The organism is Arsukibacterium sp. MJ3 (genome assembly GCF_000987765.1).
Classification (GTDB): domain Bacteria; phylum Pseudomonadota; class Gammaproteobacteria; order Enterobacterales; family Alteromonadaceae; genus Alishewanella.
The window spans coordinates 1-14,077 of record NZ_LAHP01000007.1 but is presented as its reverse complement, the minus strand read 5'-3'; the positions used below and the strand labels follow the sequence as shown (position 1 = coordinate 14,077).

The 14,077-nt window shown below is 48.8% G+C and carries 14 protein-coding genes and 1 pseudogene; 7 read left to right on the top strand and 8 right to left on the bottom strand.

What is annotated here, in order from left to right; all coding sequences use genetic code 11:
- Positions 1 to 163 precede the first annotated feature (163 nt).
- The 7 genes and pseudogenes from VT06_RS06900 (at position 164) to VT06_RS06875 (ending at position 5,983) form a co-directional block, all read left to right on the top strand.
- Positions 164 to 1,945, top strand: coding sequence for an N-acetylglutaminylglutamine amidotransferase (locus tag VT06_RS06900; RefSeq protein ID WP_369796893.1), 1,782 nt, complete (start codon positions 164 to 166; stop codon positions 1,943 to 1,945).
- 461 nt (positions 1,946 to 2,406) lie between these two features.
- Positions 2,407 to 3,786, top strand: coding sequence for a PP2C family protein-serine/threonine phosphatase (locus VT06_RS06895; protein ID WP_052750186.1), 1,380 nt, complete (start codon positions 2,407 to 2,409; stop codon positions 3,784 to 3,786).
- 36 nt (positions 3,787 to 3,822) lie between these two features.
- Complete coding sequence (locus VT06_RS06890; protein ID WP_046553561.1) at positions 3,823 to 4,311, top strand: STAS domain-containing protein; 489 nt, start codon at positions 3,823 to 3,825, stop codon at positions 4,309 to 4,311.
- A gap of 356 nt (positions 4,312 to 4,667) precedes the next feature.
- A complete protein-coding gene (locus tag VT06_RS06885) occupies positions 4,668 to 4,901 on the top strand; it encodes a ribbon-helix-helix domain-containing protein (protein ID WP_046553560.1) in 234 nt (77 codons plus the stop codon).
- A complete protein-coding gene (locus tag VT06_RS06880) occupies positions 4,888 to 5,151 on the top strand; it encodes a type II toxin-antitoxin system RelE/ParE family toxin (protein WP_046553559.1) in 264 nt (87 codons plus the stop codon). Before VT06_RS06885 ends, VT06_RS06880 begins: the two co-directional genes overlap by 14 nt.
- A gap of 92 nt (positions 5,152 to 5,243) precedes the next feature.
- Positions 5,244 to 5,402: pseudogene (locus VT06_RS18830) on the top strand (thioredoxin family protein); the annotation flags it as partial.
- Positions 5,403 to 5,542: 140 nt separating this feature from the next.
- Entirely contained in the window at positions 5,543 to 5,983 is a 441-nt protein-coding gene (locus tag VT06_RS06875) for a nucleoside deaminase (protein WP_046553678.1), read from the top strand.
- A gap of 59 nt (positions 5,984 to 6,042) precedes the next feature.
- Here VT06_RS06875 and VT06_RS06870 read toward each other — a convergent pair whose 3' ends face one another.
- The 8 genes from VT06_RS06870 to VT06_RS06835 all read right to left on the bottom strand — a co-directional run bounded on the left by VT06_RS06870 (position 6,043) and on the right by VT06_RS06835 (position 13,694).
- The gene (locus VT06_RS06870; RefSeq protein ID WP_046553558.1) at positions 6,043 to 6,333 is read right to left on the bottom strand and encodes a type II toxin-antitoxin system RelE/ParE family toxin; all 291 of its coding nucleotides are present in this window, start codon (positions 6,331 to 6,333) and stop codon (positions 6,043 to 6,045) included.
- Positions 6,323 to 6,571, bottom strand: a complete 249-nt coding sequence (locus VT06_RS06865; RefSeq protein ID WP_046553557.1) for a type II toxin-antitoxin system Phd/YefM family antitoxin — start codon at positions 6,569 to 6,571, stop codon at positions 6,323 to 6,325. The genes VT06_RS06870 and VT06_RS06865 overlap by 11 nt, the downstream gene beginning before the upstream one ends.
- A gap of 143 nt (positions 6,572 to 6,714) precedes the next feature.
- The gene (locus tag VT06_RS06860; RefSeq protein ID WP_046553556.1) at positions 6,715 to 8,031 is read right to left on the bottom strand and encodes a HAMP domain-containing sensor histidine kinase; all 1,317 of its coding nucleotides are present in this window, start codon (positions 8,029 to 8,031) and stop codon (positions 6,715 to 6,717) included.
- Complete coding sequence (locus VT06_RS06855) at positions 8,028 to 8,723, bottom strand: response regulator transcription factor (RefSeq protein WP_046553555.1); 696 nt, start codon at positions 8,721 to 8,723, stop codon at positions 8,028 to 8,030. Before VT06_RS06855 ends, VT06_RS06860 begins: the two co-directional genes overlap by 4 nt.
- A 29-nt stretch (positions 8,724 to 8,752) precedes the next feature.
- On the bottom strand, positions 8,753 to 9,871 hold the full coding sequence (locus tag VT06_RS06850) for a type 1 glutamine amidotransferase domain-containing protein (RefSeq protein WP_046553554.1): 1,119 nt from the start codon (positions 9,869 to 9,871) through the stop codon (positions 8,753 to 8,755).
- A gap of 109 nt (positions 9,872 to 9,980) precedes the next feature.
- Complete coding sequence (locus tag VT06_RS06845; protein WP_235357378.1) at positions 9,981 to 12,491, bottom strand: ABC transporter permease; 2,511 nt, start codon at positions 12,489 to 12,491, stop codon at positions 9,981 to 9,983.
- Positions 12,478 to 13,182: an ABC transporter ATP-binding protein gene (locus VT06_RS06840; RefSeq protein ID WP_046553553.1), complete on the bottom strand. Its 705-nt coding sequence runs from the start codon at positions 13,180 to 13,182 to the stop codon at positions 12,478 to 12,480. Before VT06_RS06840 ends, VT06_RS06845 begins: the two co-directional genes overlap by 14 nt.
- 251 nt (positions 13,183 to 13,433) lie before the next feature.
- Positions 13,434 to 13,694, bottom strand: a complete 261-nt coding sequence (locus tag VT06_RS06835; protein ID WP_046553552.1) for a tetratricopeptide repeat protein — start codon at positions 13,692 to 13,694, stop codon at positions 13,434 to 13,436.
- Positions 13,695 to 14,077 lie beyond the last annotated feature (383 nt).

The following is a 14,077-nucleotide window of genomic DNA, read 5'->3' as shown; positions in this document are numbered from 1 at the left end:
TAAAGTGTAGCACAGCAAATAAATACAGTTGCGCCACCAAATATTGAGATTTACAGCTAAACTAACTTTTGCATACATTGAGATAACCAAAATTCTGGAGTTAGAACGTTTAATTTTAGCCAGTTACAGGCTTGGTAACCTCTGCGACTGTCAGAAAATTAGTATGAGGGTAAATATGTGCGGAATAGCAGGAGAAATTAGTTTTCAAGGGAATGCATCAACTTATCATGTAGATGCAATGTTAAATAACTTGGCGCCACGTGGCCCAGACGGTTGGGGTGTGGCAGCTCAGGGTAATATTTGTTTTGGTCATCAGCGACTTAAAGTTATTGATTTGACATCAGCTGGTGCGCAGCCCATGCATGATGCCAAGCTTGGTTTAACCATTGTTTTTAACGGTTGTATTTACAATTACAAAGCGCTGCGCCGGGAGCTGGAGCAGCTCGGGCATCAGTTTTTTTCAACCAGTGACACCGAAGTTATTTTAAAAGCCTACGCCCAGTGGCAAGAGCAATGTATGAACCGTTTCAATGGTATGTTTTCGTTTGCCATCTGGCATCGAGACTCTAACAGCACATTTTTTGCCAGGGATCGGCTGGGTATTAAACCCTTGTATTATTATCACAACCAACAGGGTTTCTGGTTCTCTTCAACGTTACCTTCTTTATTAAAATGCGCTGAAGTGCCCAGTGAACTCAGCCCGCTTGGGGTACATCAATATATGTCTTTCAGGGCTATTGTCGGCTCAGATACGCTGTTTAGTGGTGTGAAAAAGCTTCTTCCCGGGCATTGGCTGCGCGTCAGTGCGCAGGGCGAGGTTGAACAAGGCCGTTACTGGCAACTGAACACCGTGGTTGACGATGAAAATAGCCGTAGTGAGCAGGATTGGCAGCAGGCGTTAAAAACAGCGTTATTTACCAGTACGAAACGGCGATTGGAAGCTGATGTGCCAGTAGGGGTATTGTTATCCGGAGGCGTAGATTCTTCATTATTGGTGGGCATGTTAAGTGAGCTTGGTGTAAAGCACTTACATACTTTTTCCATTGGTTTTGACAATGTGGCAGACGAAGAAGGCAATGAATTTAAATACTCTGACATTATCGCCAGCCATTATGATACCGAGCACAATAAAATATTTGCCCAACACGAGACGCTGTTAACCCATTTACGTCCTTGTATTGAGGCTATGTCAGAGCCGATGGTCAGCCACGATGTCATTGGTTTTTATTTGCTGTCCAAAGCCGTCAGTGAGCATGTGAAAGTGGTACAAAGCGGCCAAGGTGCTGATGAAGTATTTGCCGGGTATCACTGGTATCCACCCATGACTGATACCAGTAATGATGAAGCGGCAGAATGCTACGCCAAATCTTATTTTTCCTGGGATGAGGCAGGGCTGGCTCAGGTGCTGGCACCAGAGTATTGCGTTAGCAATGAGTCACTAAAATTGGTGCAGCACTATTTTGCCTCGTGTAGCTCGCAGTTGCCGGTAGATAAAGCTCTGCACCTTGATACCGCGGTGATGCTGGTGGACGATCCGGTTAAGCGGGTTGACAACATGACCATGGCGTTCGGGTTAGAAGCGCGGGTACCTTTTCTTGATCACGAACTGGTTGAACTGGCTTTTCAGATGCCACACCAGTTAAAACTGCGGGACGGCGGAAAGTACTTGTTAAAGCAAGTCGCCCGGGAGATTATTCCAGCGGCAGTGATTGACCGGCCCAAAGGCTATTTTCCGGTGCCGGCTCTACGACAAATGCAGGGAGAGTATCTTGAGATGGCTAAAGAGGCATTCAGTCAGCCGGTAGCCCGCCAGCGTAAACTGTTCAACTTAAAGTACATTGATGCCATGCTAGCCGCGCCAGAGCACTACACCGGTAAATTTGGGTCTAAACTATGGCAGGTAACCTTACTGGAGCTTTGGCTACAGCAGCATAATATTCAGTAACGCCTGGGGTCAGTAACCGGCCGGTTCAATGCGCTTATTCTATGCACTTAGCCTGCAATAAATGGCTGCCGTAAAAAAACGGCCAAAAAGGCCGTTTTTTTATTAGCTTACCCCGCCATTATTTAATGACTGGTTGCTTTTTTCAGTGCCCGCATTTCATCATGGCATTCCTGCATAGTCGTTAACGACTGACGTAAAGCGGTTTCGAATTGCGGCGGCTGATTTTCTTTCAGCGCTGCTTTAAGCTCTTCCAGCGTTTTATTAAAGACCTGTTATTGCTCATGGAGTTGCCGACTATTAGTGGTTGCTTATTAGCGTATTAATTGCATACTTTAGCTAACTAGCCGGTAATTTTTACTAGGAGAAAATTGTGTTACCAGTATCTGAGAGTTGGGTGTTTTCGCTCCTGCTTAACTATGCTACCGTCAGTAAGCACATTCATTAATGTGAGGAATCGCTGGATGGCACACAATGTTGCTCCCAAGGACAACACTAAAGCTCGGGAAGCGTCGGCTTCCCATCATGAGCTGATGATGTTTGCAGAAGACAATGGCGCACCAATGGCTGAGTATCAGTATTGGACAGTGCTTATTGTTGACGATGATCCGGAAATACATCAGGTAACACTGCTGGCATTACGCGACTTTTGTTTTAAAAACCACAAGCTTAAATTTATTCATGCGTATAGTGCTGCTGCAGCTAAACCCATTTTGGCTGCGCATAACGATATCGCCTTAATTTTGTTAGATGTGGTGATGGAAACCGATGATGCGGGCCTAACGTTAGTTCGCTATATCCGCGACACGTTGCAAAATCATCTGGTACGCATAGTGTTACGCACCGGCCAGCCGGGACAGGCGCCCGAGCAGCAGGTAGTGCAAGATTATGATATCAATGACTATCGCTCAAAAACTGAACTTACCGTGCAGCGTCTTACTACAACGGTACTTTCTGCACTGCGGGCTTTTACTGCTATTCAACAATTGGCGCAATTAAATGCAACGCTTGAAGCAAAGGTGCAAGCACGAACCTCACAACTGGCTGCCAGTAATCAACAGTTGCAGCAGACATTAGCTGAACTGCAAGCCGGTGAGCGGGCGGGTAAGCAGCTGCAGTTTAACCTGTTACCACCAGCCCGGTTTAGCTGCGGTGACTATCATTTTAGCCATGTGTTATACCCATCCGATTATTTGAGTGGCGATTTTGTCGATTATTTTAATGCTGATGAGCATCAGGTGGTGTTTTATATCGCCGATGTCTCTGGCCATGGGGTGGCTTCTGCTTTTGTTACCGTTTACCTGAAACGCTTTATCAGTACTTATGTTGAACGTTATCAGCAACGCAGTGACGCTACTTTGCTCGATCCTGCCGCACTGTTACATGCACTAAACAGCGAGTTACTGCGGGAAAATATTAAAAAATACATTGCGCTTTTTTATGCGGTTTTAGATACCCGCACGCATCAGCTAACCTACGCTAATGCGGGTGCGTTTCCCTGGCCGCTATTGCAAAAAAAGCCATTACAACAGCGGGCAACCAGCCGCTACCTCCAATTGAAAAGCACGCCGGTAGGCATGTTTGACTTTGCCCGTTATCATAATCAAACGCTTAGCCTTGCTGCCGGGAGTAGCTTATTATTATGCTCTGACGGCTTATTAGATTTATTGCCACAGGCTACAACCAAGCTGAAGTTGCAATTTTTACAGCAACAGGATGTTGTTAATACTGAATTACCGGAATTATTACAGCGTCTGGCCATCGATGTTGAACAGCCCTTACCAGACGACTTAACGATACTAAAAGTAACACGAAGCCAAACACCAAGCCAAAAACCAAGCTGAGTCGCTTCGTGTTAGCCGAGAATCGGAGTACCACCGATGGAGCCACAAATTCTGTTTGCCTGTGTTGAACACGGTTGTTATTTCAAGTTATGTGGCGAGTTGCGTTATACCAATGCTACCGCGTTGGATGATGTAATTGAGCGGCTTTTTAGAGAAAATGTTGTTTGCGCCCGTGTCGCGATCGATTTAAACGAAGCCAGTTTTATCGACAGCACGCATGTTGGCTTGCTGGCCAGTCTGGCGCGCTATTGTCAGCAACAACAGCTGCCAAAACCGACGCTTTTTTCCACCGACCCCGACATTAATGAGCTGCTGTTTGGCTTATGTCTGGACCAGGCATTTACTATTATTCAGCAGCCTACCCATCACACTTTTGATATGACTACTATTGACGCAGCGCTATACAATGAGCAAGAAACAGGCGGGATGATCCTGCGGGCACATCAAGCCCTTATTGCTTTAAACGATAAAAACAAAGCAGAATTTCAGCCGGTGGTCGACTTACTAAAACAGCAGTTAAAATAAATTAATTATACGTTCTCATATGACATAGAAACTAACTGGCTTTGAAAATTAAAGCACCGCAAACGGGTGGCGGTTAATCGAAAGCTGAATGCTGTCGCATTGCCAAGGGTTCAACAGCTAATCATACTTGATGTTAATAACTACGTGGTAAAGGATTTTATAAATGGTAACTTTTCGATTACTGCTGTTGGCTGCCTGGTGACAGGATTATTGCTGTAGGCTCATCCAGGAGGGGTAATGGTGCGCGGCCCTTTATGCACATTTGCGGCTGCTGGATTGAAGAGACAGTGCTAGCACTCGCCACTAAAACGTTATGATGCTATAGTGTTGTAGTGTCATTCTATTTGAGGTGATTTATGAGCACTTTATCCAAACGATCAACCGTTTACTTTGAACCATCTATTCATCAAGCGTTAAAGCTTAGAGCGGCTTCGTCAGATACTTCTGTATCCGAACTTATCGATGAAGCGGTAAGATTGCTTATGCGTGAGGATCAAGAAGATCTTGCTGCGGTAAGACAAAGAGCCAACGAACCAGAAATATCTTATGAAGAATTACTAAACAGTTTGCAAGCTGATGGAAAAATATAAAATAACGTTTAAGAAATCTGTAGCCAAAGATTTAAGTGCACTGCCAAAAGTCGATATAAAAAAAATATTATCCAAAATTGATTCGCTTGCTGAAAATCCAAGAACAGAAGGCGCTATCAAGCTAAGTGGTCAAGATCTCTACCGTATAAGGCAAGGACTATACAGAATTATCTATGAAATCAAAGATAGCAAGGTAGTCGTGCACGTTATAAAAGTCGGGCATAGATCGGATGTTTATAAACCTATCTAATAAGCATTTCTTTTAAACAGGCAGAAAGTCTGCTTTTCGCTGAGCGCAAACGTTCATTTCTGCTTGGACTACAAAAGTAATATGCCGGTAAAGTAACGGTGGTTAAAGTTGATGTATCGTTGAACTCAACGCTCAGTAAGCTTTACGCAGTAAGAGGTTTACCGACCGATATCGTCTTTAAAAATGGTAGCGAAGTGAGCAGGAAAAGTGGTTCATTGACCAAAAGCCAACTGGAAGCGTTAATCAGTTAACAGCAGAGCTAATATACTGCTAATACTAAATTGCTTGCGCTGGTAGCATGAATTGTTAATGTTAAGCTAAAAAGTGGCCGCAAAGTGAGTTCAGTATCCTTTAGGCCATGATTATGATTATGGTTACCAGAGGTTCAAATATGACGGATATCTATATGCAGGCGGCTATCGCTCAGGCCAGAAAAAGCTTAGCTGAGGGCGGTATTCCTATTGGCTCGGTGCTGGTTATCGATGGCAAAATTGTTGGCGCCGGGCATAATCAACGGGTGCAAAAGGGCAGTTGTGTCTTACATGCAGAAATGGACTGCTTGGAGAATGCCGGCCGCTTAACGGCAGCGGATTATCAACGCGCTACCTTATATTCCACCTTATCACCCTGCGATATGTGCAGTGGCACAGTGTTGCTATATGGCATTCCTAAGGTAGTTATTGGCGAAAACCATACTTTTCAGGGGCCAGAAGCCTATCTGCAGAGCCGTGGGGTAACCTTGAAAAACCAGTACAATGCCGAATGTAAAACCCTAATGCAGAACTTTATTGCCGCAAAACCGCAGCTGTGGTTTGAAGATATTGGCGAGTAAGAGCACGCAGTAGTGGCTAGTCAGATCGGCAGCCGGCTTGATGAGAAGAGCAGTAAGGGTTACGGCAGTAATCGTTGTAACGCCTTGGTATACACTTCATTGCGCTCGCGTTTACCTACAGCTAATACGGTAACCACGATAATATCGTCTTCAACCAGGTAGACCAAGCGATAGCCAGATTGTCGTAGTTTAATTTTGTATAAGTTTTCTGCACTAGACAGTTTTGCCGATGGTACATGTGGGTTTTCGAGACGTTGCACCAGTTTCTTTTTAAATTGCTGCTGCAATGGCACAGCCAGCTTTTGCCATTCTTTCAACGCACTCTTTTTAAATCCGAGCTTATAGAGCATCGATACTAACCGGAATACTCTCTTCGCCCATACGATGTTTAGCGATAGCCAGCAATTCTAAGTCTTCCAATTTATCCATCATCATTTCATAAGCTTCGGCGGGTACGCAGTAAAACGCCGGTTCGTTGCGGTTAAGCACAGCAACAGGGGCACCGTATCCGCTATTTGCTACCTTCATTGGGTTAGCTTTAAACTCGGTAATGCTTGCTGCGACATCGGCTAAAATTCGTGAGGTCATTTAACAGGTCCTTTAAATGGTCTTAATGCTGGTCAGTTTAATGCGTAAAAGCTGCTTTAACAAGCCGCAGGGTGCTTGAGTGGCGGTGGGTGATAACTAAACTGTTCTTTCAAAATCAAATATGGCCTTGGACTATAACAGGCTCAGTCACTTAAGCAGATACTGATTGTGGTGCCGTGGCCGTTGGTGACGGTCATCTGCCAACCCTGATGTTCACAAAGCCGTTTTACAATGGCTAAGCCAAAACCTAAGCCGGTACTGTGCGCTCCTTTTACACCAGAGTCGGTGATATGGGGGTAAATATCGGCTGCTATGCCAGGGCCGGTGTCGCGGATCAGCAGACTGTTATCGCTAAAGGCAATACTTACCTCGCCTGACTCGGTGTATTTAAAGGCGTTACTCAGCAAGTTATCCAGCAGCACTTTTAGCATGTTGGCATTGGCGCTGATAGTAACCCGGCAACTGTCACACAGCTGCACCGTAACTGGCTTACCTTGCAGTAGTAGGCTGTTATCTAAAATGGCCCGCTCCACCAGCGGCATCAGGTTAGTGCTGCTGTGTTTATCGGTGGCATGCTCCTCTCTGGCCAGAATAAGCAGGGTTTGCACGGTTTTTTCCATTTGCTCAGCAGCATCATATATTTGCGCCATTAGCAGCTGATCGCAGCCAGGTTCTGTCTGTGGGTGAGCAGTCTGTTGGCTGCCAGTTTGTTGGCTTTGCCATAGCTCCACCGTGTTTTTAATGACTGCCAGCGGGGTACGCAGCTCGTGGCTGACATCAGCGGTAAAGCTTTTTTCGCGTTGCAGTGCGCGGGCAATACCGCCTAGGCTCTGCTCCAGAGTGCGGGCTAGAATGCCCACTTCGTTGTGGGGAAACTGGCTGGCAAACTCTTGCGGCAGCTGCTGTGGCAGGGCACTATCGACCAGTGCCGCCAGTTGTTTTAGCGGCCGGGTGGTTCTGCGGCTGACAAACCAGGCGATAAGGCAAGCAATGCTGCTGACGAGCAGCGCGCTGATAAGCAAAAATTGCAGCACACCGCCACGAATAGGCCGCACCAGTAACTGTTGGCTAACCTCGGCCAGCAGTAACACCTCTGGCTGTGTCGCAATCGTATATATGTGATAATGCCGGCCTTGCTCCCCAAAAAACTCCTTGCGCCGTGGCTCTGCTAACGCTTTGTGGCGTATCTCATCTGGTAAGGTGTTGCGGCTAAAGTGCAGTTGCATATTACTGCGCATTGGCTGTGGCCACTGACCGCTGGCCTGCTGCTGCGCGCTGAGGTAGTCTGCTTCCTGCTGCATCTGCTGTTCAATAAAGCTGTCTTCCAGCGTGTACATCAGGGTAAAAGAAATAAGGCCGTACACCGCAGAAATCACCAGAGTGAAAACACAGAACTGCAATACGATACGCCGGCTTAAACTGTGAAATTTCGCGGTGTTGCTCGGGGTTTTGGCGCTCATTGTGCTTCGATCTCCAGCGTAAAACCGACGCCAAATACGGTTTTTAGCAGCGGATAAGCAAAAGGCTTATCCAGCACCGTGCGTAACTGATAAATATGCGAGCGCAGCGCGTCAGACTCTGTTGGTTCATCGTGCCACAGCTGCCGGCTCAGTTCACTGCGGCTGACCACTTGCGGGTAGGCCTCAGCTAACAGCAGCAGAATTTTATAGCCCATGGTGCTTAGCGCCAGCGGCTGGCCATCGCGTGTGGCGAGTCGGCGCTTTTTATCCAGCAGCAGCGGCCCCAACGTTATAGTGTGTTGGCGCTGCAACAGATGGCGGCGCGACAACGCCAGGCAGCGTACTTCCAGCTCCTGTAACGAAAACGGTTTTGTCAGGTAATCGTCGGTGCCAACATGAAAGCCAGACAGCTTATCATCGATGCTGTCGCGGGCGGTCAGCATTAACAGCGGAATGTGCCGCTCTGCCTGTTGCCGGATTTGCCGGCAAACTTGCAGGCCGTCCATGCCCGGCAGATTCAAATCCAAAATGATCAGGTCGTAATGCTGTTGTAGCGCCAATGCCAGCCCTTGTTTGCCATTGCTGGCAAAATCAAAGATATGACCTTTTTGCTCCATATAGCCGGCTATGTTTTTGGCAATGTTCAGCTCATCTTCAATCAGCAGTACCTGCAGGGCGGTGGGCTCGTTCATCACTCAATCCATTCCAATACAGTTTAAGGCTACAAATCAGCTAGTAATGCTGTTGCTGCGGCGAAATCGGGCTTAGCGGCCAAAATTTGCTGCAGGGTTGCCCGGGCTGCGGCCTTGTCGCCCAGTTTAAGCTGGGCTTGCGCAATAGCCATATCCAGCGACGGGTTGTTTATGGCGCGTTGGCCTGCTTGCATCAGCGTTAGCGCATGCTGTTGTGCCTGTGCAGTACCGGCGCTATTGAGATAGTAATACCCGTACATGCCCAGCAATTCAAGCTGATACTGCGCGGCATTAGCAGCTAACACCAGCTCTGCAGTAATGTTGCCCTTCAACAGCTCTGCCACCAGCGCCAGGGTGGCATCATCTTTGTGTGGCATCATCGGTTGCAGGGTAATGTCCAGCGATTGCAGCAACGCCCTGGCTGTTGCCACCGTCGAGGCCGGGTTTTGTCCGGTGATCAGCCGGTTATCCACCGCCACATGGCTTAGCATCATCGGGCTGTGTTCAAAACGGCCGCCGCGTTCGATCAGTTTGTCCTGCAGCATAAAGTCAAACTGTGCTAACCATTTTTTACCAAACAAGCGCTCTTCTTCGTTGGTAAAGCCATTCACCGCTTTATTCGCCAGCAGATAGCTGCCGTCGGCTAATTTGACGTTGATCAGTGCCGCAGGGCCATGGCATACCGCAGCTACTGAACCTTGCTGCTGATAAATACCGGCGATCAGTTGCTGCAGAGCAGGATCTTTGGGTAAGTCGAACATGGCACCTTTACCGCCAACTATAAAAATGCCGCTATAGTCAGCTGCCCTTAGCTGCGCTGTGCTAAGGGTATTGTTTAACTTCGCCATAATCGCCGCGTCGTTTAGCACTTGTTGATTATAAGGTTTGGCCGGATCGTATTTATCGGCTTCTACGTTGCCGCCTTGCGGGCTGGCAATATCCACCGCAATACCATGCGCCTGAAATACCAAATAGGCCTTGGCAAATTCATCAAACTCATAGCCCGGCGCTTGTTGCTCTGGCTGGCCATAACCACTTAGCACCATAACAATACGCTTGCTGTCGGACGCGACAGCAAAGGCTGCGCGATTAGTTAGCGTGCTAAGCAGGGTAAGAACAAGCAGGATATACAGGGTCAGTTGTTTCATTTCAATATTCCTTAACAATGGGGTTGCGCTGCCAGCATGGCAAAGCCCGTGTGAAACGAATGTGAAAAAACATGTGAAAAATGGCTGCTGTGTTTTTTGAGCACTGGCTTTACTCCGCCATCAGTTGGCGCACAGAGCCGGACAAACTCTTTTTACTCAGCACCATACCCAGCGCCGTGACCAGCGCTACAATGACGGCCAGAGTGCCCAGTAACCAGCCAATGTCGGGCTGGTAGTTTAGGGAGAACTGCGACTGATAAATCAGCCAGCCGGCCAGCCAGGTGGCCACAATGGCGCCAGCGGCGGCAATAGCACCGGTTACCAGCCACTCGATGCTATTTAGTTGCAGACAGGTGCGTTTTGCCAGGCCAAAACTGAGAATAATGCTGTTCTTTTTCTGCTCTTTGGCTTCAACGGCATGCACTGAAGACACAATAACTACGCCGGAAAGCAGCATAATTAACCCCGAGAAGCCACTGATCACCTGCGTTACCATGGCCAGGCTGCTGTCAAAGCGTTGGGTGATTTCCTGAAGCGATACCATGCGTAGCGACGGGTGTTGTTGCCACAGCTGGCCCATTAACGAAAACTGCTGTGGCTGTAGCTCCAGGCTGGCCATACTGTAATGTGGTGTGCTGAAATGCATAAGCGCGGCGGGCGGCATTTGCAGCCAGAAGGTAATAGCGCCGGCGCCGCTCTGGTAGGAGTGCGTGGCGCTAATGCTGAACTCGATATACTGCCCGGCAATCACCAGGCCTAACTTATCACCCAACTGCAGGCTAAGGTCCGTCATCACTTCCTGCTCTACCGACAGCTGCTGCCAGTTGTCGGTTGAACTCTGCCACCATTGACCGCTAACCAGCCGGTTATTGCCGGGTATGGCATCACTCCAATGTAAACGCACCGGGCGCATAAGCGTTGCCAGACTGTCGCTGGGTTTTTGCATTACATCAGCCAGCAGGCCGCCGTTGATGTGAGTAAATTGGACGTACATAAAGGGTTTATGCTGGCGAATGGCAATATCGTGCTGTGCTGCCCATAACTGAATATCGGCCATTTGCGCGTTGCTTGCCTGCGTCACCAACAAGTTGCCATCATGCTCTCGCTGATGAGCCGCCATCGTGTCGCCCAAATCTTTTAGCAGCATTAAAGTAAACAGCAATAAAAAGGCCGCTAAGCCTATGCCCAAAATCTGGGTAGTTTTGCTTAGCAGGCGTTGCTTCATCATATAAAAGGCAAACGGCAACAAACCAGAAAACGGCTGGCTAAGCTTTTCGCCCAGTGTCAGCGCCAGATAACTAAGCACTAACAGCAGCGCAATGCTTGCCAGCATGGAACCGAGCAGCATGGCGGTGAGCAGGCCATTATCCGAGTAATGTGCCGCCACACCCCCCAGCACCAGCAAGGCGCAGCCCAGCAATACACCGTTGCTGATGTTGCGCGGCTGAGGACACATTAACTGCCTAACAGAGCATTGCCACAGCCCCAGCCATAGCGGTAAGTTAAAGATGAAGAAAATCGTTGCTGTGGCGAGAACAGTTTTTAACGCCAGCGCCAGGTCTGGCTGCCACTGCAGATAGATGAAAGTGCTGGTTAACCATTTCAACATTGCAAAGTGACACAGCGCAGATACCGCCAACACCTGCGGCATTAACATCAGCAAGCCCAATAGCCACTTCAGCACCGAGATTTGCAGCGCAGTCTGTTTTGACGCGCCCAGGCTTAAGCACACTGCGCTGAAAAATTGTTGGTGGTGCAGTTGCGCTCGGCTAAGCTGCTGCATAGCGATGGCAGCCATAAAAAATAGCAGGATGGAAGCTAAACCAATAAAGTTCTCCGTGCGCTGCCAAAACAACGCCAACGGGTGAGCACCGCGCTTATGGTGCAGCTGCGCGGCTGGTAAATGGGTTTTTTGCCACTGCAAAATGTTGGCGATTTGCTGCGCATTAGCGGCAACCAGATAACGGTGCTGAATAATATCGTCGGGTGCAGCGAAGCGCTGCAGGTCCTGCCGATGCAACAGGGCGCGCATCTCCACGCTGTGGCCTTCCATCAGCCGGTCTGGCTCATGCAGTAAGACTCGCGACACGGTAAGGCGGTGGCCGCCAATACTAAGTTGCCCGCCAATGCGCAGCCCCAGGCTAGCCAGCAAGCGCGAGTCGGGCCAAATTTCACCGATTGCCGGGCCTTGGCTGCTTGCGCTGTCAGGCCCGCCGGCTGATGCGGCGCTGCGTAATTCACCTTGTAACGGGTAATCTTCTGCCACGGCTTTAAGTATCGCCCGCTGCCACTGGTTATTGTGGGTTAGGGTAGTGGTTAAGCTTTGGCTTAGCACAATTTGCTCTGCCATCGCGGTTAGTTCAGCGTGTTGGCTGGCAGTAAGGGCGCGTGGTTGGGCGAGCACCAAATCGGCCCCCAGCAGATTAGCCAAGTTATTGCTAAGATAGGCCTGAATGCTGGCGCTGGTCTGGCTTAGCGTAACAATAAATACCAGCAAGATGCCCTGTACCCAGCGCAGCACGCGTTGGCTGCTATGGTGTTTGTGCTGCTGATAAAAATACCAGGCCAGTTGCAAGCTATGTCGAATTGGACCATTTTGTAGCGGATCAATACGAAGCACCTTGCACCTCCATCTGCGCCTTTTCAAGCAGTGCAAAGTTACCATTGTTAAAGGTAAACACCTGCTGTGCCCGTGCAGCCAGTTGCGGGTTATGAGTAACCATCACTAACGCGGCGCCGTTTTGCTGACAGCAGGCAAACAGGATGTCCGCAACGTCAGCGGCACTTTTACTATCCAGATTACCGGTGGGTTCATCGGCAAAAATAAACTTCGGTTCAAACACTAAGGCTCTGGCGATGGCAGCCCGTTGCTGCTCGCCGCCACTCAGTTGCTGCGGTTTGTGATGAAACCTATGGCCCAGGCCGACTTTTTCCAGCCAGGCGCTGGCCGTGGCTTCAGCATTTTTCTCGCCGCGCAGTTTAAGTGGCAAGGCTACATTGTGCAGCGCTGTCAGCTCCGGCAATAAATGAAACTGCTGAAACACAAAACCAATGTCCTGGCGTAGTTGCGCCAAAGGCACGCTGCGCCAGTGCTGCAGGTAAGCGACCTGGCCGGTGGTTGGCTGCTCCAGGCCGGCCATTAGCATTAGCAAACTGGATTTACCCGAGCCCGACGGGCCGGTAATGGCATAAGACTGCCCTTGCTCGATGCACAGGCTCAGCTGTTGGAACAACTGTACCTGATGCGTATGGTGGTTGAATGTGTGGCTGACATTAGTCAGCGCAATGGTACTTAAAGCAGATCGCGGCATGGTGTCACCTCTTCAATGGTTTATCCATCGAAGCGTAATAGCAGTGCCGTGAAACAGATGTGAAAACTGCGGTAAAACGAAAAACCGGATCAGGGCACCCAGCTTAGATATTTGTCGGTGCATTGCAGTCTGCTTTGCAAAATAGATAATGGCTAACCATACTTTACGCAACCTAGTGTTATATAAAAGAAAGTATTGGGGTGATATTCACCCTATTGTTACTTAAGTGCTGAAATATGCTATAGCAATGCTCAACAGTGCCGACACACTCTGGTGAGTTGATTAAGTGCCGAGAGCTTATGCTGGTAGCGCTCTTTATCAGGCAACAGCGATGCTGTGCGCCTTGCGCGTTCAAGGTATTGCGCTGCTTTAATGTTGTTGTTCAGAGCAAAATGGCTTTTCGCTAACCCAAACCACGCTTCGTGGATATTGCTATCTAACGCCAACGCCTGCCGAAAAAGGGCTATCGCTTCGCGCTGATTATCCGCTTTAGTCGCCTCATTACCCAGCATTATAAAGTACCAAGGGTTAGTTTTGCGTTTATTATGGACCTGTTGCTCTAATTTAGAAGAAAATAGAGAAAATAGGACAGGCACAGCAGAAATGCTATCCATTACACATGTTGATGTGTTTATGCAGGGGCTAATGCGGCAAATAATGGCGGCTAGGGGCGTTAAAGAGGTAATAAATTGCGCCTGATATATTTTTCACGGTATTTCAGACATGACGGTTGCCGGACTTCAGGTGGATAGCCGGTAACTATATTAGCAGGGCTTGGGGGAGTTGGTCAGGCGGCGTCGCGGTGGGCGCGTCGGCTAAAGAGAGTGGTGTAGCGCGTCTCGAATTGGGTGGCGCGTGTTAGCCAATCTTGCTGGCTGACATTAAGTCGTTGCAG